The following is a 26,355-nucleotide window of genomic DNA, read 5'->3' as shown; positions in this document are numbered from 1 at the left end:
CAGCGGTGGGTCAGCGGCGGTTGGCCCAGCGCTGGCGCAACCACTCCAGGTCTTCCGGCCGGGTGACCTTGAGGTTGTCGGAACGCCCTTCGATCAGGCGCGGAGCCTGGCCAGCCCACTCCATGGCCGAGGCCTCGTCGGTGATCGCGACATCAGCCACCAGGCTGTCGGCCAGGGCCCGGTGCAGCGCGCCAAGGCGGAACATCTGTGGGGTATAGGCTTGCCAGATCAGGCTGCGGTCCACGGTCTCCAGGACCCGCCCCCGCGAGTCGATACGCTTGAGGGTGTCCCGGGCCGGCACAGCCAGCAGGCCACCCACAGGGTCGTCCGCCAACTCGGCCAGCAGCTTGTCCAGGTCATCCCGGGCGAGGTTAGGTCGCGCGGCGTCGTGCACCAACACCCAATCATCATCCGCAGCGCCTTGGGCATGCAGATGAAGCAAGGCATTGAGCACTGAGTCGGAACGCTCCGCACCGCCGTCGACCCGCTGGATTCGTCCATCCTGGGCGCAGGCCAGGGTCGGCCAGTAGGGATCGTCGGGAGCAACGCTGACCACCAGGCCCTTGAGGCCGGGGTGGTCGAGGAAACAGCCAAGGCTGTGTTCGAGAATAGTGCGGCCGCCCAGTTGCAGGTACTGCTTGGGACGGTCCGCGGCCATGCGGGCGCCAACGCCCGCGGCAGGAATCACGGCCCAGAAGGCCGGCAGCAGATCGCTCATTGGGCCAACTGGTAGAGGGTCTCGCCCTCCTTGACCATGCCCAGTTCATGGCGAGCTCGTTCTTCGACGGTCTCCATGCCCTTCTTCAATTCCATGACTTCCGCATCGAGTACGCGATTGCGCTCCAGCAGGCGCTCGTTTTCAGCCTGCTGGTCGGCAATTTGCTGGGTCAGGTCGGCGACCTGGGCCAAGCTGCCGTTTCCCACCCAAAGGCGGTACTGCAAGCCAGCCAGCAGCAAGAGCAAGACCAGGAACAACCAATTGGGACTGCGCATCGAATATCGGGTATCCAGTGAAAAAAGACAGCCATGCCAGCAACTTCGGACCTACTGATAGCACGAAGCCTGGAAAAACCAGGCTTGTGCTCTTAAGGCATCAGATTAGTGGCAAAAAACTCGCTGTAGCGACTTTTGCGACACAATCCGGTGTCTTTTTACCATCTACCGCTTAACCGCGAAACTCGCTACGGCCGTTGTACTTGGCCTTGCCGTTCAGTTGCTCTTCGATACGCAGCAACTGGTTGTACTTGGATACGCGGTCGGAGCGGCACAGCGAGCCAGTCTTGATCTGGCCAGCCGCGGTACCCACGGCCAGGTCGGCGATGGTGGAGTCTTCGGTTTCACCGGAACGGTGGGAGATCACCGCGGTGTAGCCAGCGGCCTTGGCCATCTGGATGGCTTCCAGGGTCTCGGTCAGGCTGCCGATCTGGTTGAACTTGATCAGGATGGAGTTGGCGATCTTCTTGTCGATGCCTTCCTTCAGGATCTTAGTGTTGGTCACGAACAGGTCATCGCCCACCAACTGCACCTTGTCGCCGATCTTGTCGGTCAGGATCTTCCAGCCCGCCCAGTCGGACTCGTCCAGGCCATCTTCGATGGAGATGATCGGATAGCGCTGGGTCAGGCCCTTGAGGTATTCGGCGAAACCTTCGTTGGTGAACACTTGGCCTTCACCAGCCAGGTTGTACTTGCCGTCTTCGTAGAACTCGCTGGCCGCGCAGTCCAGGGCCAGGGTCACGTCGGTGCCCAGGGTGTAGCCGGCGTTGGCCACGGCTTCGGAGATCACCTTCAGGGCGTCTTCGTTGGAAGCCAGGTTCGGCGCGAAACCACCTTCGTCACCCACTGCGGTGTTCAGGCCACGGGCCTTCAGCACTGCCTTGAGGTGATGGAAAATCTCGGTACCCATGCGCAGGCCTTCCGAGAAGGACTTGGCGCCGACCGGCTGCACCATGAACTCCTGGATGTCGACGTTGTTATCGGCGTGCTCGCCACCGTTGATGATGTTCATCATCGGCACCGGCATCGAGTAGACGCCAGGGGTGCCATTGAGGTTGGCGATGTGCGCGTACAGCGGCAGGTCCTGGTCCTGGGCTGCGGCCTTGGCAGCGGCCAGGGACACGGCCAGGATCGCGTTGGCGCCCAGGTTGGCCTTGTTCTCGGTACCGTCCAGCTTGATCATCGCCTGATCCAGCGCCTTCTGGTCGATGGGGTCTTTACCCAGCAACAGGTCACGGATCGGACCGTTGATGTTGGCTACCGCCTTGAGCACACCCTTGCCCAGGTAGCGGCTCTTGTCGCCATCACGCAGCTCCAGTGCTTCACGGGAACCGGTGGAAGCACCGGACGGAGCGCAGGCGCTGCCGATGATGCCGTTGTCGAGAAGCACGTCCGCTTCGACAGTGGGGTTGCCACGGGAGTCGAGGACTTCACGACCTTTGATGTCGACGATTTTTGCCATTGTTGTAAACACTCCAAAGTTGACGAAAACGACGCAGCTGTAGGAAATCTTCTACCGTCGGCAAGGCGGGGAAAACAGGCAGTCTTGCAGACGATAAGGCTCAGGCCCGAAGGCCCGAGCAATAATCGTGCGGTACTTTACCGGAGAAACTGGTCTTACGCGGTTTCTACCGTCGGAAAACTCTTGACCAGTTCGTCCAGGGCCTTGAGCTGGGCCAGGAACGGTTCGAGCTTGTCCAGGCGCAAGGCGCAAGGACCATCGCACTTGGCATTGTCCGGATCAGGATGGGCTTCGAGGAACAGGCCGGCCAGGGACTGGCTCATGCCCGCCTTGGCCAGGTCGGTGACCTGGGCGCGGCGACCACCGGCCGAGTCGGCGCGGCCGCCCGGCATCTGCAGGGCGTGGGTCACATCGAAGAACACCGGGTACTCGAACTGCTTCATGATGCCGAAGCCGAGCATGTCCACTACCAGGTTGTTGTAGCCGAAGCTGGAACCACGCTCGCAGAGGATCAACTGGTCGTTACCGGCTTCCACGCATTTGGCCAGGATGTGCTTCATTTCCTGGGGCGCGAGGAACTGGGCTTTCTTGATGTTGATCACCGCGCCGGTCTTGGCCATCGCCACGACCAGGTCGGTCTGGCGCGACAGGAAGGCCGGCAACTGGATGATGTCGCACACCCTGGCCACCGGTTCGCACTGGTAGGGCTCGTGCACGTCGGTGATCACCGGCACGTTGAACGTCCGCTTGATCTCCTCGAAGATCCTCAGTCCTTCCTCCATGCCCGGACCACGGAACGAGGTAACCGACGAACGGTTGGCCTTGTCGAAGCTGGCCTTGAACACGTAGGGGATACCGAGCTTCTCGGTAACCCGCACGTACTCTTCGCAGACCTTCAGCGCCATGTCACGGCTTTCCAGCACGTTCATGCCGCCGAACAGCACCATCGGCTTGTCGTTGGCGATCTCGATGTTGCCTACGCGGATGATCTTCTGCGCCATCAGGTTCACGCCTTCTTCTGGTGTTGAGCCAGTGCCGCCTTGACGAAGCCGCTGAACAGCGGGTGACCGTCACGCGGAGTGGAGGTGAACTCAGGGTGGAACTGGCACGCCACGAACCATGGATGATCCTGGCTCTCGACCACTTCCACCAGCGCGCCGTCTTCGGAACGACCGGAAACCAGCAGGCCGGCCTCGATCAGCTGCGGCAGCAGGTTGTTGTTCACTTCGTAGCGGTGACGGTGACGCTCGGTGATCACGTCGCTGCCGTAGCAGTCGTGGACCTTGGAGCCCGCGACGATCTGGCAATCCTGGGCGCCCAGGCGCATGGTACCGCCCAGGTCAGAGGCTTCGGTGCGGGTCTCGACCGCGCCGGTAGCGTCGGCCCACTCGGTGATCAAGCCGACCACAGGATGGCCGCTGGTGCGATCGAACTCGGTGGAGTTGGCGTCTTTCCAGCCCATGACGTTACGAGCGAACTCGATGACTGCCACTTGCATGCCGAGGCAGATACCCAGGTACGGGACCTTGTTCTCACGGGCGTATTGCACCGCGGTGATCTTGCCTTCCACGCCGCGCAGGCCGAAACCGCCCGGAACCAGGATGGCATCGGCGCCTTCCAGCAGGCCGGTGCCCTGGTTCTCGATGTCTTCGGAGTCGATATAGCGCAGGTTGACCTTGGTACGGTTCTGGATGCCCGCGTGGCTCATCGCTTCGATCAGCGACTTGTACGCGTCCAGCAGCTCCATGTACTTGCCGACCATGGCGATGGTGACTTCTTTCTCGGGGTTCAGCTTGGCGTCCACGACCTTGTCCCACTCGGACAGGTCGGCGCTGTTGCACTGCAGGCCGAAGCGCTCGACGACGAAATCGTCCAGGCCCTGGGCATGCAGCACACCCGGGATCTTGTAGATGGTGTCGACGTCTTCCAGGGAGATCACCGCACGCTCTTCAACGTTGGTGAACAGGGCGATCTTGCGACGCGACGAGGCATCCACTGGGTGGTCGGAACGGCAGATCAGCACATCAGGCTGCAGGCCGATGGAGCGCAGCTCCTTCACCGAGTGCTGGGTCGGCTTGGTCTTGGTCTCGCCGGCGGTGGCGATGTACGGGACCAGGGTCAGGTGCATCAGCATTGCGCGCTTGGAACCGACTTCGACCCGCAGTTGGCGGATGGCCTCGAGGAACGGTTGCGACTCGATGTCACCCACGGTGCCGCCGATTTCGACCAGGGCCACGTCGGCATCGCCGGCGCCCTTGATGATGCGGCGCTTGATCTCGTCGGTGATGTGCGGGATCACCTGGATGGTGGCGCCCAGGTAGTCGCCACGGCGCTCCTTGCGCAGCACATGTTCGTAGACGCGACCAGTGGTGAAGTTGTTGTTCTGGGTCATGGTCGTGCGGATGAACCGCTCGTAGTGGCCCAGGTCCAGGTCGGTCTCGGCGCCGTCGTGGGTGACGAACACTTCACCGTGCTGGAACGGGCTCATGGTGCCCGGGTCGACGTTGATGTACGGGTCCAGCTTGAGCATGGTGACCTTGAGCCCCCGCGCCTCCAGGATGGCCGCCAATGAAGCCGAGGCAATGCCTTTCCCCAATGAAGAAACAACACCGCCCGTGACGAATATGTAGCGCGTCATGAAAAACCCTAGAAGTCTGCGTTAAAGCGGTCAGTGCCGCCGGGGAAAGCGAAGGAAGGCCGAAGCCCCCGATCACCTGCATTAATCACAGTGCACCTTTCAAAAAAACCGCCGCGTTGTGACAGACCGGATGCAAAAACACCGGTACGTTGCTCGCTACACATTTTTTGGAATCGCCCAGCAAAGACTGCTTGGTAATCGGCAACTCCTGCAATTCAGGCGAATCCACAGAAGTTGTATCAAGAAGGGAGCGTAGTCTACCGGAAAGCCCCTTTCAGCTCAAACCTTGATCGCCAGTCGGCGGCTGCCAGTGCAATTGCCAGCCACCCCGGGCATTTGTGCCGGCCATTGGCAGGTTCGCCACCGCCAGCAGTTGTTCCCGGCGATACAACAGCGGCAATCTGCCACGGACAAAGGCTGGCACCCCTGCCTCGTTCAGCAGGCGCTTGAGATCGCGATGGCCGCGATCAGCCACCTGCATCACCTCGCCACCACGACGATAACGGATGCTCAGGGGACCATCCGGCACCGAGCCGCTGAACGTCACCTGGCCGTTATCCGGCAAGCACAGCGGTTGCTGGGGGTCATGCCACTCTGCCCCCTCCCCGATCGGCCGCAGCCAGGCTCCGGACAACCACCACAGGTGCATCCCCGCACGATGCAACTCGCCATCCGCCAGGCGCCAGATCGGCGAGGCTGCGCTCCTGGCATCACGCAGGGTTTCCCAGCCGACCCAGTGATCGGTGTCCGGCAAGCGGGTGAACCTGGCCAACCAATGACCGAGGGCATTGCGCTGGCGCGCGGCGGACAGCTCTCGCAGGGGTGCCAAGGCCAAGGTTGGCAAAGGCAGCCAGGCCGGATTCCGCTCTTGTTCGGCGGCGAGCAGGTCCATCGACGCTAGCTCGTCGAGCAAGCCCCGGGCCTCGCCAAGATGCGCGGCACTGCGAGCGATACTGGCCCCGGCCCGGGGCCAGCGCGACTGCAGCGTCGGCATGACCTGGTGTCGCAAGTAATTGCGCGAATAGCGATGTTCGCTGTTGGTGGGGTCCTCGACCCAGACCAGTCGATGCTCGGCCGCATAGCGCTCCAGTTCGGCGCGAGGTACGTCGAGCAAGGGGCGCAGCAAGTGCCCACGCCCCAGGGAACGGCACCGGGGCATCGCCGCCAAACCCCGCACTCCGGCACCGCGCAATAGGCGAAACAGCAGGGTTTCCGCCTGGTCGTCGCGATGCTGGGCCAACAACAACAGCTCATCGCTTGCCAGCGACTGCTCGAAAGCACTGTAGCGTGCATCCCGGGCGGCACGCTCGAGGCTGGCGCCAGCTGGCACCTGGACCCGAACCACCTGCAGCGGTACGCCCAGGGCATCGCAGACTTCCTGGCAGTGCTGTGGCCAGGCATCCGCCACCTGTTGCAGGCCATGATGGACATGAATCGCCGCAAGCGCCGGGAGGCAATGCTGGCGCGCGAGGTTGGCAAGCAGGTGCAGCAGGACGGTGGAGTCCAGCCCTCCGGAGAAGGCCACGCGCCAGGCGCTGGCTTGGCGCCAGGGGGCCAGGGTCTGCAGCAAAGAGTCGGCAAGTGTCATGGGTTCAGGACCTGCGGCAGCGATCAGCTGGCCTTGCGGTTGCACCAGAACGAACAAGACGCCGTGATCGAAGCGATCGACGGCGCCAGGTTCGCGAGCAGGTCTGCTCCGGCAAGCCGGAGCGGCAGTCGGTCAGAGACCGTAGCTCATCAGGCGGTCATAACGACGGGCCAGCAGGGTGTCGTTGTCCATTTCCTTGAGCATCGCCAGTTGCGAGCTGAGTTCGGCCCGGATCAGCGCGGAAGCGGCAACAGGGTCGCGGTGGGCGCCGCCCAGCGGCTCGGCGATCACCTTGTCGACGATACCCAGGCCCTTGAGGCGCTCGGCGGTGATGCCCATGGCTTCGGCAGCGTCGGCAGCCTTTTCCGCGGTTTTCCACAGGATCGAAGCGCAACCTTCCGGCGAGATCACCGCATAGGTGGAGTACTGCAGCATGTTCAGCTGGTCGCATACGCCAATGGCCAGGGCGCCGCCCGAACCGCCCTCACCGATCACGGTGGCGATGATTGGGGTTTTCAGGCGAGCCATGACCCGCAGGTTCCAGGCGATCGCTTCGCTCTGGTTGCGCTCTTCGGCATCGATGCCCGGGTAGGCGCCCGGCGTGTCGATGAAGGTCAGGATCGGCATCTTGAAACGCTCGGCCATTTCCATCAGGCGGCAGGCCTTGCGGTAGCCCTCCGGACGCGGCATGCCGAAGTTGCGGCGAACCTTCTCGCGCACTTCACGCCCCTTCTGGTGGCCGATGACCATCACCGGCTGCTCATCCAGGCGAGCCACGCCGCCCACGATCGCCGCGTCGTCGGAGAAGTGGCGATCGCCATGCAGTTCGTCGAACTCGGTGAAGATGTGCTGGATGTAGTCCAGGGTGTAGGGACGACGCGGGTGACGCGCCAGACGAGCGATCTGCCAGCTGGTGAGCTTGCCGAAGATATCCTCGGTCAAGGTCTTGCTCTTGTCCTGCAGGCGGGAGATCTCATCGCCGATATTCAGCGAATTGTCATTACCGACCAAGCGCAACTCTTCGATCTTGGCTTGCAGGTCGGCGATCGGCTGTTCGAAATCAAGAAAATTCGGGTTCATAGGCGTCCGTCTGGGCTCGACATCCAGGGAAACTGGGGCCGGCCGGTTGTCTGTTCGCGCCCTACCTTAAGGGACGGGCGCGATGAGGTCGATAGTAAAGATCAAGTAACGACAAGGCGTAATGCTGGCACCTGACCGTCAACGGTATTGCAGGAAGACGTTGTCTTTGCCGAACTGGTCACGCAGGGCCTGAATCAAGCTGTCCGCCGGATCGATGCGCCAGGCCTCGCCGAACTGCAGCAGGGTCTTGGCATCGTCGCGGCTGTACTCCATGGAAATCGGGCACGCGCCGCGGTGGCGCTTGAGCAGATCGCCCAGCCAGCGTAGCTGATCGCCCTTCAGCGCATCGCTGTGGACTTTCAAGCGCAGGCTTTCGGCCAGGTTGGTCCGTGCATCCTCCATGCTCATCACCCGCTTGACCCGCAGGCGCAGGCCGCCGGAGAAGTCATCGTTGCTGACCTCGCCCTCCACGACCACCATGGCGTCGGTCTGCAACAGGGCCTGGGCAGCCATGAAGGCGTCGGCGAACAACGAGGCCTCGATTCGCCCGGAACGGTCGTCGAGGGTGATGAAACCCATCTTGTCGCCTTTCTTGTTCTTCATTACCCGCAGGGCAATGATCATCCCGGCCACGGTCTGGGTATCGCGCGCCGGCTTCAGGTCGATGATGCGCTGGCGGGCGAAACGGCGGATCTCGCCCTCGTACTCGTCGATCGGGTGGCCGGTGAGGTACAGGCCCAGGGTGTCCTTCTCGCCACGCAGGCGCTCCTTGAGCGTCAGTTCGCGAGCCCTGCGGTGGTTGCCATAGACGTCGGCATCCGCCTCGACGAACAACCCGCCGAACAGGTCGGCGTGGCCGCTATCGGCGGTCCGGGCGGTTTGTTCGGCCGCCTTGATCGCCTCTTCCAGGGCCGCTAGCAACACGGCACGGTTACGATCGATGTTGGCCTGGTAGGCCTTGAGCTCGTCATGGAAGTAAGGCCCCAGGCGGTCCAGGGCGCCACTGCGGATCAACGCATCCAGGGTGCGCTTGTTGATGCGCTTGAGATCGACCCGGCTGCAGAAGTCGAACAGGTCCTTGAACGGGCCGCCTTCGGCCCGGGCCTCGACGATCGCTTCCACCGGACCTTCGCCCACGCCCTTGATCGCCCCCAGGCCATAGACGATACGGCCATCGTCGTTGACCGTGAACTTGAAGTCGGAACTGTTCACATCCGGCGCATCGAGGCGCAGCTTCATGCTGCGCACTTCCTCGATCAGCACCACCACCTTGTCGGTGTTATGCATATCCGCCGACAGTACCGCAGCCATGAATGGCGCCGGATAGTGGGTCTTGAGCCAGGCGGTCTGGTAGGACACCAGGCCATAGGCCGCGGAGTGGGATTTGTTGAAGCCGTAGCCAGCGAACTTTTCCACCAGGTCGAAGATGTTACCGGCCAGGTCGGCATCGATACCGTTGTTGGCGCAGCCCTCGATGAAGCCACCGCGCTGCTTGGCCATCTCCTCGGGTTTTTTCTTGCCCATGGCCCGGCGCAGCATGTCGGCACCGCCGAGGGTGTAGCCGGCCATCACCTGGGCGATCTGCATCACCTGTTCCTGGTACAGGATGATGCCGTAGGTGGGCGCCAGCACTGGCTGCAGACCTTCGTACTGGTAGTCCGGATGCGGGTAGGCCAGCTCGGCGCGACCGTGCTTGCGGTTGATGAAGTCATCCACCATGCCCGACTGCAGCGGGCCTGGGCGGAACAGCGCCACCAGAGCGATGAGGTCTTCCAGGCAGTCGGGCTTGAGCTTCTTGATCAGCTCTTTCATGCCGCGGGATTCGAGCTGGAATACGGCCGTGGTCTCGGCCTTCTGCAACAACTCGTAGGTCTTCTTGTCATCCAACGGGATGAAATCGATGTTCACATCCGGCAGGCCCTGCTTGGCCTGCTCGCGATTGATGGTCTCCATCGCCCACTTGATGATCGTCAGGGTCCGCAGGCCAAGGAAGTCGAACTTCACCAGGCCAGCCGCCTCGACGTCGTCCTTGTCGAACTGGGTCACCAGGCCGCCGCCCTCTTCGTCACAAGCGATCGGCGAGAAGTCGGTGAGCTTGGTCGGAGCGATCACCACGCCACCGGCATGCTTGCCGGTACCACGGGTGACGCCTTCGAGCTTGAGGGCCATATCCCAGATCTCGCGGCCATCCTCATCGGTCTTGAGGAAGTCGCGCAGCATTTCTTCCTGCTCGTAGGCCTTCTCCAGGGTCATGCCGACCTCGAAGGGGATCATTTTCGACAGACGGTCGGCCAGGCCGTAGGACTTGCCCTGCACCCGCGCCACGTCGCGCACCACCGCCTTGGCGGCCATGGTGCCGAAGGTGATGATCTGGCTCACCGCATTGCGGCCGTAGGCCTCGGCCACGTAGTCGATCACCCGGTCGCGGCCATCCATGCAGAAGTCGACGTCGAAGTCGGGCATGGAAATACGTTCGGGGTTCAGGAAACGTTCGAACAGCAAGTCATAAGCCAGCGGGTCGAGGTCGGTGATCTTCAGCACATAGGCCACCAGGGAACCAGCACCCGACCCCCGGCCCGGGCCCACCGGAACGCCGTTATTCTTGGCCCACTTGATGAAGTCCATAACGATCAGGAAGTAACCGGGGAAACCCATCTGGATGATGATGTCCAGCTCGAACTTCAGGCGATCCAGGTAAGTCTGGCGCTTCTCTTCGTAATTGGGCGTGGTGTCCTTGGGCCAGAGGACCGCCAGGCGCTCTTCCAGGCCTTCATGGGAAACATGTCGCAGGTAATCGTCGATGCCCATGCCGTTGGGCGTCGGGAAGTCGGGGAGAAAGTACTTGCCCAGCTGGACCGTGATATTGCAGCGCTTGGCAATCTCCACGGTGTTTTCCAGCGCCTCGGGCAAGTCGCTGAACAGCTCGGCCATCTCCTCGGCACTCTTGAGGTACTGCTGGTCGCTGTAGTTCTTCGAGCGGCGCGGATCATCCAGGGCCCGGCCTTCGCCAATGCATACCCGGGTCTCGTGGGCCTCGAAGTCGTCCTGCTTGATGAAGCGCACATCGTTGGTCGCCACCAACGGCGCGCCGATCTTGTCGGCCAGGGCCACCGCACCATGCAGTTGCTCTTCGTCATTGGGCCGATTGGTACGCTGGACTTCCAGGTAGAAGCGGTCCGGGAACACCGCCATCCACTCCAGGGCCAGGGCCTCGGCTACCGCGAGGTCGCCCGCCACCAGGGCCATGCCGATCTCGCCCTCCTTGGCCGCCGAGAGCATGATCAGGCCTTCGGCGGCCTGGACCACCCAATCGCGCTCGATGATGGTCAGCCCGTTGCGCTGGCCTTCGGTAAAGCCACGGGAAATCAACTCGGTGAGGTTGCGATAACCCACGGCATTCATCGCCAGCAGGCTGATGCGGCTCAGGGGACCGTCCGCATCGTCCTTGTTCGCCAGCCACAGGTCGGCGCCGCAGATAGGCTTGATCCCGGCGCTCATGCTGGTCTTGTAGAACTTGACCAGGGAGCACATGTTGCTCTGGTCGGTAACCGCCACCGCCGGCATGCCCATACCCGCCAGGGCCTTGACCAGCGGCTTGATCCGCACCAGACCGTCGACCAGGGAAAATTCAGTGTGCAGGCGCAGGTGAACGAATGAAGCCGGCATAGTGATCCTGTAAATAGCGCGAAAACAACGAGGCCCGGACATCGGGCGTTTTAAAGACTCGAACTCGGCGTTACAGCGCAAAGCAGCCAAGGCCTGCGCGCGGCGACCAGCGATAGTGGTTCATCGCCACTGCCGACAGGCCATTGCCGTCGTTCGTGGAGCTTTAAAGCAGCCGGATTGTACCGGGCCTTGGTTAAAACATCAGCCTCAAGACTGAACCAGGCCCAGCGCTTCACGCGCTTCATAGGCCTGGCGTACCGGCGCGAAAGAGCGCCGGTGGATCGGGGTCGGGCCCAGGCGCGCCAAGGCTTCCAAGTGGACCGGCGTCGGATACCCCTTGTGCCCGCCGATACCGTAACCAGGATAGATGAGCTCGAAGGCGGCCATCTCGCGATCGCGGCTGACCTTGGCCAGTATCGACGCCGCGGCGATCGCCGGGACCTTGCTATCGCCCTTGACCACCGCTTCGGCCGGCACCGCCAGCCTGGGGCAGCGGTTGCCATCGATCATCGCCAGCTTCGGGGTCACGCTCAGGCCTTCCACCGCGCGCTGCATGGCCAGCATGGTGGCGTGCAAGATGTTCAGTTCGTCGATCTCCTCGACTTCCGCCCGGGCGATGCACCAGCTCAGGGCCTTCTCGCAGATCTCGTCGAACAGCTGTTCGCGGCGGGCCTCGGTGAGTTTCTTGGAATCGTTCAGGCCAAGGATCGGCCGGCTCGGATCGAGAATCACTGCGGCAGTGACCACCGCGCCGCACAGGGGGCCACGACCGACCTCATCGACACCCGCCACCAGGTCGCCCGCATCGGCCACCAGGGTGAAATCCAGGCCCATCTGCTTCTTGGAGTTGCTCATTGGGCTTTACCTATCAGTTCCAGCACCGCCTGCGCGGCCTGGTTGGATGCATCGCGACGCAAGGTGCGATGGATCTGGTCGAAACCGCTGGTCTGCTCTTCGCCACCCTCGATCAACGGCGACAAGGTCTTGGCCAAGGCCTCGGCGGTCGCATCGTCCTGCAGCAACTCCGGCACCAGCAGGCGCTGGGCCAACAGGTTGGGCAGGGAAACGTACGGGCTCTTGACCATGCGTTTGAGAATCCAGAACGTCAGCGGCGCCAGGCGATAGGCCACCACCATCGGCCGCTTGTACAGCAGGGCCTCCAGGGTCGCCGTCCCCGAGGCGATCAATACCGCGTCGCAGGCCGCCAGGGCCTTGTGCGACTGGCCATCGAGCAGCGTCAGCGGCAGGTCGCGACCGACCAGCAGCTCTTCCACCTGGGTCCGCCGCTGGGCATTGGCGCAAGGCAGGATGAAACGCACACCCGGGCGCATGGCCCGCAAGCGCTCGGCGGCCTCCAGGAACAGGCTGCCCAGGCGCCCTACTTCGCCGCCGCGACTGCCTGGCATCAGCGCTACCAGCGGGCCGTCGGGCAAACCGAGCTCGGCGCGAGCCGCTGCCCGATCCGCTTGCAAGGGGATGGCATCGGCCAGGGAATGGCCGACGAACTTCACCGGCACGCCTTTTTCCTCGTAGAACCTGGCCTCGAAAGGAAACAGGGTCAGCATCAGGTCGCAGCCTTCGCGGATCTTCAGCACACGCTTCTGCCGCCAGGCCCATACCGATGGACTGACGTAGTGCACGGTCTTGATCCCGGCCTGGCGCAATTTGAGCTCGATATTCAGGGTGAAGTCCGGGGCATCGATACCGATGAATGCATCGGGCTTTTCGGCGATCAGGGTCTGGACCAGCTTCTTGCGTCGGGCCAGCAGTTCGCGCAGGCGACCAAGAACCTCGACCAGCCCCATGACCGCCAGGCGCTCCATGGGAAAGTAGGAGACCAGGCCCTCGGCCTCCATCAATGGCCCGCCGACACCGATGAACTCCACCGCCGGATGCCGGGCCTTTAAGGCGCGCATCAGACCGGCGCCAAGAATGTCGCCAGAGGCTTCCCCAGCCACCAGCGCAATACGCAGAGTGCTCATGATTAGCGGGTGATGCCGCGAGTCGAAGACTGGATCGAGTCGCGAAACAGTGCGACTTCGGGATACTGCTCGGCGGCCTCGGCCAATTCGGCCAGGGCCTGGTCCACCGTCAGCCCCTGGCGATAGACCACCTTGTAGGCGCGACGCAGCGCGTGGATCGAGTCATCGCTGAAACCACGCCGGCGCATGCCTTCGAAGTTCATGCTGCGGGCTTCGGCAGGGTTGCCGAACACGGTGACGAAAGCCGGAACGTCCTTGCCGATGGCGGTACCCATGCCGGAAAAGCTGTGGGCACCAATATGGCAGTACTGATGCACCAGGGTGAAACCGGAGAGGATCGCCCAGTCATCCACATGCACGTGGCCAGCCAACGCGGTGTTGTTGACCAGGATGCAATGATTGCCGATCACGCTGTCGTGGCCGATGTGGGCATAGGCCATGATCAGGTTGTGATCGCCCAGGGTGGTTTCGGAGCGGTCCTGGATGGTGCCGCGGTGGATGGTCACGCCTTCGCGGATCACGTTGTGGTCGCCGATCACCAGGCGGGTTTCTTCACCCTTGTATTTCAGATCAGGCGTGTCTTCGCCTACCGAGGAAAACTGGTAGATGCGGTTGTGCTTGCCGATCCGGGTCGGGCCCTTGAGGACCACATGGGGCCCGATCACTGTACCCTCGCCGATCTCCACACCAGCGCCGATGATCGACCACGGGCCAACCTCAACGTCGTCGGCCAGGACGGCCGTCGGATCGATGATTGCGCGAGGGTCAATCAAACTCATAGTTTGCGTTCCGCGCAAATGATCTCGGCGGAGCACACTGGCTTGCCGTCGACCGATGCCTGGCACTCGAACTTCCAGATCTGGCGCTTGCAGCTGATGAACTTGGCTTCGAGGATCAGCTGGTCACCCGGCAACACCGGCTGACGGAAGCGCAGCTTGTCGGAGCCGACGAAGTAGTAGAGGGTGCCGTCGGCAGGCTTCACGTCGAGCATCTTGAAACCCAGAATGCCCGCAGCCTGGGCCATGGCCTCGATGATCAGCACGCCTGGCATGATCGGATGCGCAGGGAAGTGGCCATTGAAGAACGGCTCGTTGATGCTGACATTCTTGTAGGCACGAATGCACTTGCCCTCGACATCCAGATCCACTACCCGATCCACCAGCAGGAAAGGGTAACGGTGAGGCAAGTATTCGCGAATCTCGTTGATGTCCATCATTTCGGGGGGAAGCCTGTAGTAAAGATGGGGAGCGTGCGGTCAAGGCACGCTCCTCTAGCAAATCAAGGAAGCAGGCAGTCTAGCGGCTGCGCACACTTGATGTGGAAATGGTATCAGCCATCTGATGAAGCATTGTCGTCGGGGGTCACGTCCCCGACGCGCTTTTCCAACTGGCGCAAACGCCGCGCGAGATCATCGAGCTGACGGATGCGGGCCGCACTTTTGCGCCACTCGGCAGCCGGTTGCATGGCAGTGCCGGAAGAGTAGGCCCCCGGCTCGGTGATCGAGTGGGTCACCATGGTCATCCCGGTGAGGAAAACGTTGTCGCAAATCTCGATATGACCCACCAGGCCAACACCGCCGGCGAGCATGCAGTGCTTGCCGATCTTGGTGCTGCCGGAGATTCCTACGCAAGCAGCCATCGCGGTGTGATCACCGACCTGGACGTTGTGGGCGATCTGGATCTGGTTGTCGAGCTTCACACCGTTGCCGATGATGGTGTCGGCCAGGGCTCCACGGTCGATCGCCGTGTTGACGCCGATCTCCACATCATCGCCGATGGTGACGCCGCCCACCTGGGCGATCTTGTGCCAGATGCCCTTCGAGTTGGCGAAACCGAAGCCTTCGCCGCCCAGCACTGCACCCGACTGGATCACCACGCGCTTGCCGATGCGCACGTCGTGGTACAGGGTCACCCTTGGCGCCAACCAGCCGCCCTCGCCCACCACGCTACGGGCACCGATGACACAATGGGCGCCAACGGTGACACCAGCGTCGATCCGGGCTCCGCTTTCGATCACGACAAAGGCGCCGATACTGGCCGTTGGATCGACCTGGGCATCATTGGCGATCACCGCGGACGGATGGATACCGGCCTGCACCTTGGGCTTGGGATCGAAGAAATGGGAAACACGGGCATAGGACAGGTAAGGGTCGGCCACCACCAGGGCGTCACCGACATAGGCATCGGCATCGGCTGCTTTCAACAACACCGCGCCAGCCCGGCTATCGACCAGGTACTTGCGATATTGGGGATTTGCCAAAAAGCTCAACTGAGCTGGGCCAGCCTCCTGCAAGGTGGCTAGCCCAGTGATTTCCTTCTCCCCATCGCCACGGAGGGTGGCACCGAGGAACTCGGCCAACTGGCCGAGCTTCATAATTGCGGTCATGGCTTACTTCAGCTGATTCATGCGCTCGATAACCTGGCGAGTGATGTCGTACTGAGGCTTGACATCGATCACTGCGCCACGCTCGAAGACCAGGTCGAAACCGCCTTTCTTGATGACCTCTTCCACAGCGCTGTCCAGCTTGGGCTTGAGCTGCTTGAGCATTTCCCGGTCAGCCACGGCCTTGGCTTCGTTCAGTTCCTTGGACTGGAACTGGAAGTCCCGGGCCTTTTGCTTGAATTCGAGCTCCAGGCGCTCACGCTCGCCTTGCTGCATCTTGTCGCCACCGGCAACCAGGCGATCCTGAATACCCTTGGCGCTACTTTCCAGGGTCTTGAGCTTGTTCAACTGCGGGCCGAATTTTTTCTCGGCATCCACGGCGTACTTCTTGGCTGCGTCCGATTCCAGCAGGGCCATCTGATAGTTCAGGACGGCGATTTTCATTTCGGCGAATGCTGGGCTCGCGACCAGAACGGAGGCCAGGAGAACCAATTGAGTCAACTTACGCACGATGCACTCCTACAAAATCCATTGTCGTTGTCTTGGGCCAGGCAGTTAGAAGGTCTGGCCGAGAGAGAATTGGAACACCTGAGTTTCAGCGTCGTTCGGTTTCTTGATCGGCATCGCCAGGGCAAAACTCAATGGCCCCAGAGCGGTTACCCACGTCACACCGACACCCACCGAGCTGGCCAGGTTGGTGAAGCTGATATCGTCGCACTTACGTTTCAGGTTCGACGAAGGGATGGTATTGGACGTGCTCTCGCAACGAGAATCGAAGACATTACCCACATCCCAGAACAACGAGGTACGCAGGGAACGCTGATCCTTGACGAACGGCAGGGGGAACAGCAACTCCGCACCGCCCTGGATCAATACGTTACCACCGAACGGTAGCGGGTCCTGATCCGAATCGCGGGTGGTACCGGCGTTACCGGTCACAGCCGCACCGCGGCTGGGCGTACTGCGTGGGCCAAGGGTGCTGTCCTTGAAACCACGAACCGAGTTGAAACCACCGGCATAGTAGTTCTCGTAGAACGGCAAGCCCTTGGTATCGCCAAAGCCATCGCCATAACCCAGCTCGGTATGGAAACGCATGGTGTAGTTGTCGGTCAGCGGCGTGAACAACTGGCCACGGTAGTCGAGCTTGAAGAACGACAGGTCGCTACCCGGAGTGGTGGTTTCCAGCACCACGCTTTGCGAGTGACCGCGAGTCGCCAGTACACCTTTGTTCAGGGTCGATTCGGACCAGCCGGCAGAAGCCTTGAAGTTCAGGTAGCTCTTGCCTTGCTTGTTCACGAAATCGAAGATTTCGTCGACGGTGTAGCGACCGGTCTTGATCTTGTCCTGCTGGGCCGTCAGGCCGAAGGTCAGGCGCGAAGTCTCGCTGATCGGGTAGCCCACGCTGACACCGGCACCCAGGCTATCCACCGCATAGCTGGCTACATCGACATCCAGGTCCTTGTAGTCAGTGGTGCGATAGAAGGCGTTGTAGCCCAGGCTCACGCCATCGGCGGTCCAGTAGGGGTCCACGTAGCCGAAGTTGTAGCGGCTCTGGTATTCGCTGCGGGTCAGGCCGATGCTGACCTTGTTACCAGTACCCAGGAAGTTGTTCTGAGTGATCGAACCACCGAGGATCAGGCCCGCACTCTGGGCGAAACCGACACTGGCGGTGATCGAACCCGAAGCCTGCTCCTCGACGGCGTAGTTGACGTCGACCTGGTCATCGACACCGGGCACGGCTGGCGTCTCGACGTTGACTTCCTTGAAGAAGCCCAGGCGTTCGAGGCGAGTCTTGGATTGGTCGATCAGGTAGGTCGATGCCCAACCGCCTTCCATCTGACGCATTTCGCGACGCAGCACTTCATCCTCGGACTTGGTGTTGCCACGGAAGTTGATTCGGTTGACGTAGGCGCGCTTGCCTGGATCCACCACGAAGGTGATGTCGACGGTGTGGTCGTCATCATGGGGTTGCGGCACGCCGTTGACGTTGGCGAAGGTGTAGCCGTCGTTACCCAGGCGACGGGTAATCAGCTCGGAGGTGGTGGTCATCAGCTTGCGCGAGAACACCTGGCCCTTCTCCACCAGCAGCAATGCCTTGACCTGGTCTTCAGGCACTTTCAGGTCGCCGCTGAGCTTGACGTCACGAACGCTGTATTTCTCGCCTTCGTTGATATTGACGGTGATGTAGACGTGTTTCTTGTCCGGAGTGATGGACACCTGGGTCGAGGCGATATCCATGTTGATATAGCCACGATCCAGGTAGTAGGAACGCAGGCGCTCCAGGTCACCGGAGAGTTTTTCACGGGCGTACTTGTCATCGTTCTTGAAGAACGACAGCCAGTTGGTGGTCTTGAGCTCGAACAGGCCGATCAGGTCGTCGTCGGGAAAGACGGTATTGCCTACCACGTTGATGTGCTGGATGGCCGCGACCGTACCTTCGTTGATCTTCACCTTCAGGCCGACACGGTTACGCGGCTGCGGGACTACTTCGGTCTCGACGGTGGCCGAGTAACGACCTTGAGCAACATACTGACGCTGCAGTTCGTTACGCACACCTTCAAGGGTCGCACGCTGGAAGATTTCGCCTTCGGCCAGGCCGGACTGCTTGAGGCCCTTCATCAGGTCGTCGGTGGAGATCGCCTTGTTACCTTCGATCTCGATGCTGGCAACCGAAGGCCGCTCGACTACCGTGATGACCAGGACGTTGCCATCGCGCCCCAACTGGATGTCTTGAAAGAAACCGGTTTTGAACAGCGCACGAGTGGATTCCACCAGGCGACGGTCGTCCGCCTGCTCGCCGACGTTCAACGGCAAGGCACCAAAGACGCTACCCGCGGAAACGCGCTGGAGGCCGTTGACGCGAATATCGGAGATAGTGAAGGACTCGGCGTGAACTTCGGCGATCATCAATACGGAGAGAACCGCAGTTAGCAGCAGACGTTTCATGAAGTCCTTTCTTATTCCAACTGGCAATAAACAAACTGCCGCAAAATGCGGCAGATTCGCAATTCAGCGAAGCGTTACAGACGACCCAGATCGTTGACCAGAGCAAGCAGCATGACTCCGACCACCAAGCTGATACCGATCTGTATCCCCCAACCTTGCACCCGATCCGACAAGGGACGACCACGCGCCCACTCGATCAGATAAAACAATAAGTGTCCCCCATCCAGTACCGGGATGGGCAACAAATTCAGAACGCCCAGGCTAATACTCAGATAAGCAAGGAAATTCAAGAAATCGGCAATGCCCGACTGGGCAGAAGCGCCCGCCACTTTAGCAATGGTTATCGGTCCGCTCAAGTTTTTTACCGAGAGCTCGCCGAACAACATTTTCTTCAGTGATTCCAGGGTCAGGACGCTCATCGTCCAAGTGCGCCGGGCACCTTCGCCAATCGCCTCCAGAGGACCATAACTGACTTCACGCAGCATCTGTGGCGGCCAGTCGACGGCCTTCACACCCGCCCCCAGATAACCACTCGGCGCCTTGCTGTCACCCCGGCTGGCCAGGGTTACGGGAACCTCGATTCGGGCGCCATCACGCTCGACATGCAGCACGATCCTGGCCGCTGGATGCCCACGCACCCAGTCGACCACCTGCTGCCAGTCATCGAGCGCCTGACCATCGAGAGCCAACAGTCGATCGCCGTTTTTCAGGCCTGCAGACTGGGCCGGACCTTTCGGATCGAGTTCGGCCAGCACCGGAGGCAAGGCTGGGCGCCAGGGACGGATACCCAGGGAACGGATTGGATCGGGCTCGTCGGCGCCTTTGAGCCACTTATCCAGCACCAACTGGCGCGGGGAATCGGCTGTAGCACCTTGTTCACGGACCAGCAGTTGCAACGTACCGCTTTCGCCCAGGCGGCGTACCAATTGCAGATTCACTGCCGCCCAGCCGGCCGTCGGCTCACCGTCGATGGCGACGATTTCCTGTCCCGGACTCAGCCCAGCCTTGGCGGCGATGCTACCGGCCTCCACTTCACCGATAACCGGTCGTACCTGCTGGCTGCCCAGCATCGCCAGGGCCCAGAAAAACACCAGGGCCAGGAGGAAGTTGGCAATCGGGCCCGCTGCGACGATGGCGATACGCTGGCGAACGGACTTGCGATTGAAGGATTGATCGAGCTCCGCGAGCGCCACCTCGCCTTCACGCTCGTCGAGCATCTTCACGTAGCCGCCCAGGGGAATGGCAGCGACCACGAACTCGGTGCCATGGCGATCATGCCAGCGCACCAGGGGCATGCCGAAACCCACGGAGAAACGCAGCACCTTGACGCCACAGCGGCGGGCAACCCAGAAATGACCGAATTCGTGAAAGGTGACCAGCACGCCCAGGGCTACCAGGGTGCCGACAATCATATAGAGCGCGCTCATCTACTTTCTCCGCAATCCTATTCGCCGTCACTCGCGCGGGTCGCGAATCCTATCGCCCGTTACGCTGCAACCATTGGTCAGCCAGCAGCCGGGCCTGGGCATCCGCCGCGAATACGGCATCCAGCTCGTTGACCGCAACCACCGGCTCACGATTCAAAACCTCGTCGATGATACTCGCGATCTCCAGGTAGCGGATGCGCCGCTCGAGAAATGCCGAGACCGCCACTTCGTTGGCCGCGTTCAACATCGCCGGGGCGCTGCCGCCCGCCTCGGCCGCCTGGCGAGCCAGGCGCAGGCATGGGAACCGTTGCTCATCGGGTGCCTGGAAGTCCAGGCGGGCAATGGCGAACAGGTCGAGCGGCGCCACACCGGAGTCGATTCGCTCCGGCCAGGCCAGGGCGTTGGCGATCGGCGTACGCATATCCGGGTTCCCCAACTGCGCCAGTACCGAGCCGTCGACGTAGTCCACCAGCGAGTGGATCACACTTTGCGGGTGCACGACCACCTCGACCTGCGCCGGCCTGGCATCGAACAGCCAACAAGCTTCGATGAGCTCCAGGCCCTTGTTCATCATGCTTGCCGAGTCGACCGAGATCTTGCGCCCCATGGACCAATTCGGATGAGCGCAAGCCTGCTCTGGCGAGACGTCTTCCAGCTCGGACAGCGGTGTCTGCCGAAACGGACCGCCAGAAGCAGTCAAGAGGATGCGTCGCACCCCTACCTGGCCGAGACCTCGGGAGAAATCCCTCGGCATGCACTGGAAGATCGCATTGTGCTCGCTGTCGATAGGCAGCAATACCGACCCACTGCGACCCACCGCCTCCATGAACAACGCACCGGACATCACCAGCGCTTCCTTGTTGGCCAGGAGAAGCTTCTTGCCGGCCTGGACCGCTGCCAGAGTCGGACGCAAGCCGGCAGCACCGACGATCGCCGCCATCACCGCATCGACCTCAGGAGCCGAGGCGACCTCGCACAACCCCTGCTCCCCCACCAACACCCGGGTCGGCAGCCCGGCAGCCTGCAGATCGTCGCGCAAACGCCTGGCGGCCGCCTCTTGTGGCACTACGGCAAAACGCGGCACATGGCGCACACACAAGGCCAACAATTCGGCCAGGCGACTGAAGCCGGTGAGAGCGAATACCTGGTAGCGATCCGGGTGACGAGCGATGACGTCCAGGGTGCTCAGGCCAATGGAACCTGTCGCTCCCAGGACCGTGATTTGCTGAACGCCGCTCACGATGCGCTCATCCACAGCAGTACTGCGAACACCGGAATCGCCGCAGTCAGGCTATCGATCCGGTCCAGTACCCCACCATGGCCAGGCAGCAGGTTACTGCTGTCCTTGATACCAGCCCGGCGCTTGAACATGCTTTCGGTCAGGTCGCCGACCACCGAGATGAAGACCACGACGGCCGCCCCCAGCAGCGCTACGAACAGTTGGCCGAAGCCCCAGCCACGAACCAGCCCTACTACCGCGGTGATAACCAGGCTCAGCGCGAGGCCGCCATACACGCCCTCCCAGCTCTTGCCAGGACTGACCTGGGGCGCCAGCTTGCGCTTGCCAAAGGCCCGTCCCGAGAAATAGGCACCGATGTCCGCGCCCCAGACCAACACCATCACCGCCATGATCAGCCAATTGCCCAGCGGCAATTGCTTGATGAACACCAAGCCCTGCCAGGCTGGCAGCAAGATCAGCAGGCCGATCAACAGCTTGGGGGCCGCCCCGGACCATTGTTCGCTGCTACGTGGATAGGTGAGCACCAGGTATGTCGCCAAGCCCCACCAGAGCACAGCCGCACCCAGAACCCACGGAGCGACACCTGGAACCAGGTGCATCAAGAACAACAGCGCCGCCACCGCCACTGCATAGGCGATTCGCGCCGGCTGTGCATTGAAACCTGCCAGGCGCGCCCACTCCCAACCACCCAAGGCGACCACCAGGCCGATGAACAGGGCGAAGTGCGAGCCTTCGAGCAGGAAAAATCCACCCAAGGCGATCGGCAGCAGGATCAGCGCAGTAATGATTCGTTGTTTGAGCATTAAACCCGGGCTCCAGCCTCGACCTGCTCGCTCGTTTTACCGAAGCGCCGCTGGCGAGATGCGTAATCGGCCAGCGCGTGGCGCATGGCATCGTGTTTGAAGTCCGGCCAGAACAGGTCGGAGAAATACAGCTCGGCATAAGCCAGCTGCCACAGCAGGAAATTGCTGATGCGATGCTCACCGCCCGTGCGGATGCACAGATCCGGCAACGGCAAATCGCCGGTGGCCAGGCAAGCCTGCAGCAAATCCGGAGTGATGTCATCGGGCCGCAAGTGACCGGCCTGCACCTCACGCGCCAGACGCTGGGCAGCCTGGGCGATATCCCACTGCCCGCCGTAGTTGGCGGCGATCTGCAGGATGAAACGATCACTGCCGGCGGTGATGGCTTCAGCCTCGCGCATCGCCGCCTGCAACTCGGGATGGAACCGCGAACGATCACCGATGATCCGCAGGCTGATGTTGTTGTCGTTGAGGCGCTTGGCCTCACGACGCAGCGCCTTGAAGAACAAGTCCATCAAGGCACTGACTTCATCGGCCGGGCGCTGCCAGTTTTCACTGGAAAAGGCAAACAGGGTCAGAACCTCGACCTTGGCCTCGGCGCACACTTCGATGACTGCACGTACCGCATCAACGCCCGCCTTATGCCCGGCAACCCCCGGCATGAAGCGTTTTTTTGCCCAGCGGTTGTTTCCGTCCATGATGATCGCGACATGGCGTGGCACTGAAGACGGCACAGGCTGTTTGGTCTTTTCCATGAAAACGTCCTGACCCTTATACGGCCATCAGGTCTTTTTCTTTTTCCTCGGTCGCCTTGGCGATCTGGCCCTCGAACTCCTTGATCAGCTTGTCGATTTCAGCACCGGCGCGGCGCTCCTCGTCTTCGCTGATGGCCTTGTCCTTGGACAGCTTCTTCAGCTCGCCCAGGGCATCACGACGAATGTTGCGTACCGCAACCCGTGCGTCCTCGGCAGCAGCGCGTGCCTGCTTGGTGAAGCCCTTGCGGGTTTCCTCGGTCAGCGGCGCCATCTTGATCAGCAGCAACTCACCCAGGTTGGTTGGGTTGAGGTTCAGGCCGGCGCTGCCAATGGCCTTGTCGATGGCGCCCAGCATATTGCGCTCGAACGGCACGACCTGCAGGGTCTGGGAATCCTTCACAGTCACGTTGGCGACGCCGCTCAACGGAGTGTCGGCGCCGTAGTAAGGCACCATCACGCTACCCAGGATGCTGGGGTGCGCCTTGCCAGTGCGGATCTGGCCGAACGCATGAGCCAGGGACTCCAGGCTCTTCTTCATGCGCTCCTGGGCGTCTTTCTTGATTTCGTTGATCATTGTTCGCCTTCCTCGATCAGGGTTCCTTCAGCGCCACCATGCACGATATTCAGCAGGGCGCCGGGCTTGTTCATGTTAAAGACCCGCAGCGGCATCTTGTGGTCGCGGCACAGGCAGATAGCCGTCAGATCCATCACTCCCAGCTTGCGATCCAGCACTTCATCGTAGGTCAGATGATCGAACTTCTCGGCATGCGGGTCCTTGAATGGATCTGCAGTGTAAACACCATCGACCTTGGTCGCCTTGAGCACGACATCGGCGTCGATCTCGATGGCCCGCAGGCATGCTGCAGAGTCGGTAGTGAAGAACGGGTTACCGGTACCGGCCGCGAAGATCACCACTTCTTTGGAGTTCAGGTGGCGCATGGCCTTGCGGCGGTCATAGTGATCGGTCACGCCAACCATGGAAATAGCCGACATCACGATGGCCGAGATATTGGCACGTTCCAGCGCGTCGCGCATGGCCAGACCGTTCATGACGGTGGCCAGCATGCCCATATGGTCGCCAGTGACCCGATCCATGCCGGCAGCGCTCAAGGCGGCACCGCGGAACAGGTTGCCACCACCGATCACCAAGCCTACCTGGACACCGATACCGACCAGTTGGCCGACTTCCAGCGCCATGCGGTCCAGCACCTTGGGATCGATCCCGAACTCTTCCGAGCCCATCAGGGCCTCGCCGCTAAGCTTGAGTAGAATGCGTTTATAGCGAGCTTGATAACCACTGCCCTGCTGAGCCATTGCGAATCTCTCCTGCGGCGTATTTAAAAATTCTTTGCGAGCTGTTTGCAGCTTGCGTTCACTCTAGCTTGACGCTGTCACAGCGCCATCAGAACACGGCTTTGTAAGCCGGTTCCGGAAGCGGACAACAAAATCGCCCTACCCATTTGAAAAGAGGCTGCGCGCGTGAGCGGGCAGCCTCTTTCGGGCGACAGTTGTAAAACCGTCTTACTGTTGCTTGGCAGCAGCCAGTTGTGCAGCAACTTCTTCGGCGAAGTTGTCTTCTTTCTTCTCGATGCCTTCGCCTACGGCGAAACGAGTGAAGGAAACGATTTCAGCGCCGCCTTTCTTGGCCAGGGCACCAACGGTGACTTCTGGATCCTTGACGAAAGCTTGCTCAACCAGGCTGGCCTCGGCCAGGAACTTGCTGATACGGCCAGCGATCATTTTTTCAACGATGTCGGCTGGCTTGCCCTTCATCTTGTCTTCGTTCAGCTGCATGAAGACGCCTTTTTCGCGCTCGATGGCTTCGGCGGAAACTTGCGATGGCAGCAGGAACTCAGGGTTGCTTGCAGCTACGTGCATGGCGATGTCCTTGGCCAGCTCTACGGAACCGCCTTTCAGAACAACCGCAACACCGATCTTGTTACCGTGCAGGTAAGTACCGACCACATCACCTTCGACGCGGGCCAGACGACGGATGTTGACGTTTTCGCCAGTCTTGCCGACCAGGATCAGGCGGTCAGCTTCTTGAGCTTCGATCAGCGGAGCTGCGTCGGTCAGCTTGTCAGCGAAAGCTTTTTCCACGCTGGCAGCAACGAACGCCTTGAAGTCGTCCTGCAGAGCCAGGAAGTCGGTCTGCGAGTTCACTTCCAGCAGAACAGCGGCTTTACCGTCGTCCTTGATGGCGATAGCGCCTTCAGCGGCAACGTTGCCAGCCTTCTTGGCAGCCTTGATCGCGCCGGAGGCACGCATGTCATCAATGGCTTTCTCGATGTCGCCGCCGGCCTTGGTCAGGGCCTTCTTGCAGTCCATCATGCCTTCGCCGGTACGCTCGCGCAGTTCTTTAACCAGCGCTGCAGTAATCTCTGCCATTTTCAAAATCCTCTTGGATAGGTTCTCAACCATTCCACCCGATTGAACGGGCGCTCAATTCTTGGGCACTACCCCGAATCCACTTCATAGCAGCCACGCATTACAGAAACTGTCGGGGCCTGCTACAAAATGTTTTTCGAGTTGGCAAAAAGGGGGCCAAGCCCCCTTTTTGCGTACTGAGTAAACGCTAAGCGTCAGTTACTCAGGCTTCAGCCGCCGGTGCTGCAGCTTCTTCGAACACTTCGGTGCCGCCAGCAACGTTGTTGCGGCCACGGATCACGGCATCGGCCATCGAACCCATGTACAGCTGGATGGCGCGAATGGCGTCATCGTTGCCTGGGATGATGTAGTCAACGCCTTCCGGGCTGCTGTTGGTATCGACAACGCCGATGACCGGGATGCCCAGCTTGTTGGCTTCGGTGATCGCGATGCGCTCGTGATCAACGTCGATCACAAACAGTGCATCAGGCAGACCGCCCATGTCCTTGATACCACCCAGGGAGCGATCCAGCTTTTCCAGATCGCGAGTGCGCATCAGCGCCTCTTTCTTGGTCAGCTTGGCGAAAGTACCGTCTTCAGCCTGAGCTTCGAGGTCACGCAGACGCTTGATGGAAGCACGGATGGTCTTGTAGTTGGTCAGCATGCCGCCCAACCAGCGGTGATCGACGTACGGCGAACCGCAACGTGCTGCTTCTTCAGCAACGATCTTGCCAGCGGAACGCTTGGTGCCGACGAACAGAATCTTGTTCTTGCCCTGGGCCAGACGCTCTACGAAGGTCAGGGCTTCGTTGAACATTGGCAGGGTTTTTTCCAGGTTGATGATGTGAATCTTGTTACGCGCGCCGAAAATGTACTTGCCCATTTTCGGATTCCAGTAACGGGTTTGGTGGCCGAAGTGCACACCGGCCTTCAGCATATCGCGCATGTTGACTTGGGACATGATAGTTCCTTAATAAGTCGGGTTAGGCCTCCACGTATCCCAATGACCAACCAACAGCTTGAGCT

23 protein-coding genes are annotated in these 26,355 nt (G+C 61.1%); all 23 read right to left on the bottom strand.

Annotated elements, in window-relative coordinates:
• Positions 1-10: 10 nt before the first annotated feature.
• The 23 genes from ispD to rpsB all read right to left on the bottom strand — a co-directional run bounded on the left by ispD (position 11) and on the right by rpsB (position 26,290).
• Entirely contained in the window at positions 11-718 is a 708-nt protein-coding gene (gene ispD, locus ACK6AU_RS00270; RefSeq protein ID WP_085596145.1) for a 2-C-methyl-D-erythritol 4-phosphate cytidylyltransferase, read from the bottom strand.
• The gene (gene ftsB / locus ACK6AU_RS00265) at positions 715-993 is read right to left on the bottom strand and encodes a cell division protein FtsB (RefSeq protein ID WP_022642593.1); all 279 of its coding nucleotides are present in this window, start codon (positions 991-993) and stop codon (positions 715-717) included. Before ftsB ends, ispD begins: the two co-directional genes overlap by 4 nt.
• A gap of 172 nt (positions 994-1,165) precedes the next feature.
• Entirely contained in the window at positions 1,166-2,455 is a 1,290-nt protein-coding gene (gene eno / locus ACK6AU_RS00260; protein ID WP_185700082.1) for a phosphopyruvate hydratase, read from the bottom strand.
• 155 nt (positions 2,456-2,610) lie between these two features.
• Positions 2,611-3,456, bottom strand: a complete 846-nt coding sequence (kdsA, locus tag ACK6AU_RS00255) for a 3-deoxy-8-phosphooctulonate synthase (protein ID WP_409297133.1) — start codon at positions 3,454-3,456, stop codon at positions 2,611-2,613.
• Between the two features lie 5 nt (positions 3,457-3,461).
• Positions 3,462-5,093: a CTP synthase gene (locus tag ACK6AU_RS00250; RefSeq protein ID WP_185700080.1), complete on the bottom strand. Its 1,632-nt coding sequence runs from the start codon at positions 5,091-5,093 to the stop codon at positions 3,462-3,464.
• 274 nt (positions 5,094-5,367) lie between these two features.
• Entirely contained in the window at positions 5,368-6,681 is a 1,314-nt protein-coding gene (gene tilS, locus ACK6AU_RS00245; RefSeq protein ID WP_409297130.1) for a tRNA lysidine(34) synthetase TilS, read from the bottom strand.
• Positions 6,682-6,813: 132 nt separating this feature from the next.
• Positions 6,814-7,761, bottom strand: coding sequence for an acetyl-CoA carboxylase carboxyltransferase subunit alpha (locus tag ACK6AU_RS00240; protein WP_185700078.1), 948 nt, complete (start codon positions 7,759-7,761; stop codon positions 6,814-6,816).
• Positions 7,762-7,899: 138 nt separating this feature from the next.
• Complete coding sequence (dnaE, locus tag ACK6AU_RS00235; protein WP_185700077.1) at positions 7,900-11,427, bottom strand: DNA polymerase III subunit alpha; 3,528 nt, start codon at positions 11,425-11,427, stop codon at positions 7,900-7,902.
• A gap of 207 nt (positions 11,428-11,634) precedes the next feature.
• A complete protein-coding gene (rnhB, locus tag ACK6AU_RS00230) occupies positions 11,635-12,282 on the bottom strand; it encodes a ribonuclease HII (protein ID WP_185700076.1) in 648 nt (215 codons plus the stop codon).
• A complete protein-coding gene (lpxB, locus tag ACK6AU_RS00225) occupies positions 12,279-13,409 on the bottom strand; it encodes a lipid-A-disaccharide synthase (RefSeq protein ID WP_221775300.1) in 1,131 nt (376 codons plus the stop codon). The genes rnhB and lpxB overlap by 4 nt, the downstream gene beginning before the upstream one ends.
• A gap of 2 nt (positions 13,410-13,411) precedes the next feature.
• A complete protein-coding gene (lpxA, locus tag ACK6AU_RS00220) occupies positions 13,412-14,188 on the bottom strand; it encodes an acyl-ACP--UDP-N-acetylglucosamine O-acyltransferase (RefSeq protein ID WP_185700075.1) in 777 nt (258 codons plus the stop codon).
• A complete protein-coding gene (fabZ, locus tag ACK6AU_RS00215) occupies positions 14,185-14,625 on the bottom strand; it encodes a 3-hydroxyacyl-ACP dehydratase FabZ (protein WP_007924058.1) in 441 nt (146 codons plus the stop codon). Before fabZ ends, lpxA begins: the two co-directional genes overlap by 4 nt.
• A gap of 113 nt (positions 14,626-14,738) precedes the next feature.
• On the bottom strand, positions 14,739-15,794 hold the full coding sequence (gene lpxD, locus ACK6AU_RS00210) for a UDP-3-O-(3-hydroxymyristoyl)glucosamine N-acyltransferase (protein ID WP_409297126.1): 1,056 nt from the start codon (positions 15,792-15,794) through the stop codon (positions 14,739-14,741).
• Positions 15,795-15,797: 3 nt separating this feature from the next.
• Complete coding sequence (locus ACK6AU_RS00205) at positions 15,798-16,301, bottom strand: OmpH family outer membrane protein (RefSeq protein ID WP_068580411.1); 504 nt, start codon at positions 16,299-16,301, stop codon at positions 15,798-15,800.
• Positions 16,302-16,346: 45 nt separating this feature from the next.
• Entirely contained in the window at positions 16,347-18,737 is a 2,391-nt protein-coding gene (gene bamA / locus ACK6AU_RS00200; RefSeq protein WP_185700073.1) for an outer membrane protein assembly factor BamA, read from the bottom strand.
• 74 nt (positions 18,738-18,811) lie between these two features.
• The gene (gene rseP / locus ACK6AU_RS00195; protein WP_409297124.1) at positions 18,812-20,164 is read right to left on the bottom strand and encodes a sigma E protease regulator RseP; all 1,353 of its coding nucleotides are present in this window, start codon (positions 20,162-20,164) and stop codon (positions 18,812-18,814) included.
• A gap of 49 nt (positions 20,165-20,213) precedes the next feature.
• Complete coding sequence (gene ispC / locus ACK6AU_RS00190; protein ID WP_185700071.1) at positions 20,214-21,404, bottom strand: 1-deoxy-D-xylulose-5-phosphate reductoisomerase; 1,191 nt, start codon at positions 21,402-21,404, stop codon at positions 20,214-20,216.
• Positions 21,401-22,207, bottom strand: coding sequence for a phosphatidate cytidylyltransferase (locus tag ACK6AU_RS00185; RefSeq protein WP_409297121.1), 807 nt, complete (start codon positions 22,205-22,207; stop codon positions 21,401-21,403). Before ACK6AU_RS00185 ends, ispC begins: the two co-directional genes overlap by 4 nt.
• The gene (uppS, locus tag ACK6AU_RS00180) at positions 22,207-22,962 is read right to left on the bottom strand and encodes a polyprenyl diphosphate synthase (RefSeq protein WP_085596153.1); all 756 of its coding nucleotides are present in this window, start codon (positions 22,960-22,962) and stop codon (positions 22,207-22,209) included. The genes ACK6AU_RS00185 and uppS overlap by 1 nt, the downstream gene beginning before the upstream one ends.
• Positions 22,963-22,978: 16 nt before the next feature.
• Complete coding sequence (frr, locus tag ACK6AU_RS00175) at positions 22,979-23,536, bottom strand: ribosome recycling factor (RefSeq protein ID WP_022642578.1); 558 nt, start codon at positions 23,534-23,536, stop codon at positions 22,979-22,981.
• On the bottom strand, positions 23,533-24,276 hold the full coding sequence (pyrH, locus tag ACK6AU_RS00170) for a UMP kinase (RefSeq protein ID WP_007924076.1): 744 nt from the start codon (positions 24,274-24,276) through the stop codon (positions 23,533-23,535). The genes frr and pyrH overlap by 4 nt, the downstream gene beginning before the upstream one ends.
• A 207-nt stretch (positions 24,277-24,483) precedes the next feature.
• Positions 24,484-25,350: a translation elongation factor Ts gene (gene tsf / locus ACK6AU_RS00165; protein WP_185700117.1), complete on the bottom strand. Its 867-nt coding sequence runs from the start codon at positions 25,348-25,350 to the stop codon at positions 24,484-24,486.
• Positions 25,351-25,552: 202 nt separating this feature from the next.
• Positions 25,553-26,290 carry a 30S ribosomal protein S2 gene (gene rpsB / locus ACK6AU_RS00160; RefSeq protein WP_053134469.1) on the bottom strand — a complete coding sequence of 246 codons (738 nt, stop codon included), beginning with the start codon at positions 26,288-26,290 and terminating at the stop codon, positions 25,553-25,555.
• Positions 26,291-26,355 lie beyond the last annotated feature (65 nt).

This window comes from Pseudomonas sp. KCJK8993 (genome assembly GCF_046230915.1).
GTDB classification, from domain to species: Bacteria; Pseudomonadota; Gammaproteobacteria; order Pseudomonadales; family Pseudomonadaceae; genus Aquipseudomonas; species Aquipseudomonas piscis.
The sequence above is the reverse complement of the archived record's forward strand: the minus strand, read 5'-3'. Positions and strand labels throughout refer to the sequence as shown.

Bases quoted from the DNA above. Each gene is read 5' to 3' on its own strand.
- ispD (WP_085596145.1), bottom strand. From the start codon at position 718: ATGAGCGATCTGCTGCCGGCCTTCTGGGCCGTGATTCCTGCCGCGGGC.
- ftsB (WP_022642593.1), bottom strand. From the start codon at position 993: ATGCGCAGTCCCAATTGGTTGTTCCTGGTCTTGCTCTTGCTGCTGGCT.
- eno (WP_185700082.1), bottom strand. From the start codon at position 2,455: ATGGCAAAAATCGTCGACATCAAAGGTCGTGAAGTCCTCGACTCCCGT.
- kdsA (WP_409297133.1), bottom strand. From the start codon at position 3,456: ATGGCGCAGAAGATCATCCGCGTAGGCAACATCGAGATCGCCAACGAC.
- ACK6AU_RS00250 (WP_185700080.1), bottom strand. From the start codon at position 5,093: ATGACGCGCTACATATTCGTCACGGGCGGTGTTGTTTCTTCATTGGGG.
- tilS (WP_409297130.1), bottom strand. From the start codon at position 6,681: ATGACACTTGCCGACTCTTTGCTGCAGACCCTGGCCCCCTGGCGCCAA.
- ACK6AU_RS00240 (WP_185700078.1), bottom strand. From the start codon at position 7,761: ATGAACCCGAATTTTCTTGATTTCGAACAGCCGATCGCCGACCTGCAA.
- dnaE (WP_185700077.1), bottom strand. From the start codon at position 11,427: ATGCCGGCTTCATTCGTTCACCTGCGCCTGCACACTGAATTTTCCCTG.
- rnhB (WP_185700076.1), bottom strand. From the start codon at position 12,282: ATGAGCAACTCCAAGAAGCAGATGGGCCTGGATTTCACCCTGGTGGCC.
- lpxB (WP_221775300.1), bottom strand. From the start codon at position 13,409: ATGAGCACTCTGCGTATTGCGCTGGTGGCTGGGGAAGCCTCTGGCGAC.
- lpxA (WP_185700075.1), bottom strand. From the start codon at position 14,188: ATGAGTTTGATTGACCCTCGCGCAATCATCGATCCGACGGCCGTCCTG.
- fabZ (WP_007924058.1), bottom strand. From the start codon at position 14,625: ATGATGGACATCAACGAGATTCGCGAATACTTGCCTCACCGTTACCCT.
- lpxD (WP_409297126.1), bottom strand. From the start codon at position 15,794: ATGACCGCAATTATGAAGCTCGGCCAGTTGGCCGAGTTCCTCGGTGCC.
- bamA (WP_185700073.1), bottom strand. From the start codon at position 18,737: ATGAAACGTCTGCTGCTAACTGCGGTTCTCTCCGTATTGATGATCGCC.
- rseP (WP_409297124.1), bottom strand. From the start codon at position 20,164: ATGAGCGCGCTCTATATGATTGTCGGCACCCTGGTAGCCCTGGGCGTG.
- ACK6AU_RS00185 (WP_409297121.1), bottom strand. From the start codon at position 22,207: ATGCTCAAACAACGAATCATTACTGCGCTGATCCTGCTGCCGATCGCC.
- uppS (WP_085596153.1), bottom strand. From the start codon at position 22,962: ATGGAAAAGACCAAACAGCCTGTGCCGTCTTCAGTGCCACGCCATGTC.
- frr (WP_022642578.1), bottom strand. From the start codon at position 23,536: ATGATCAACGAAATCAAGAAAGACGCCCAGGAGCGCATGAAGAAGAGC.
- pyrH (WP_007924076.1), bottom strand. From the start codon at position 24,276: ATGGCTCAGCAGGGCAGTGGTTATCAAGCTCGCTATAAACGCATTCTA.
- tsf (WP_185700117.1), bottom strand. From the start codon at position 25,350: ATGGCAGAGATTACTGCAGCGCTGGTTAAAGAACTGCGCGAGCGTACC.
- rpsB (WP_053134469.1), bottom strand. From the start codon at position 26,290: ATGTCCCAAGTCAACATGCGCGATATGCTGAAGGCCGGTGTGCACTTC.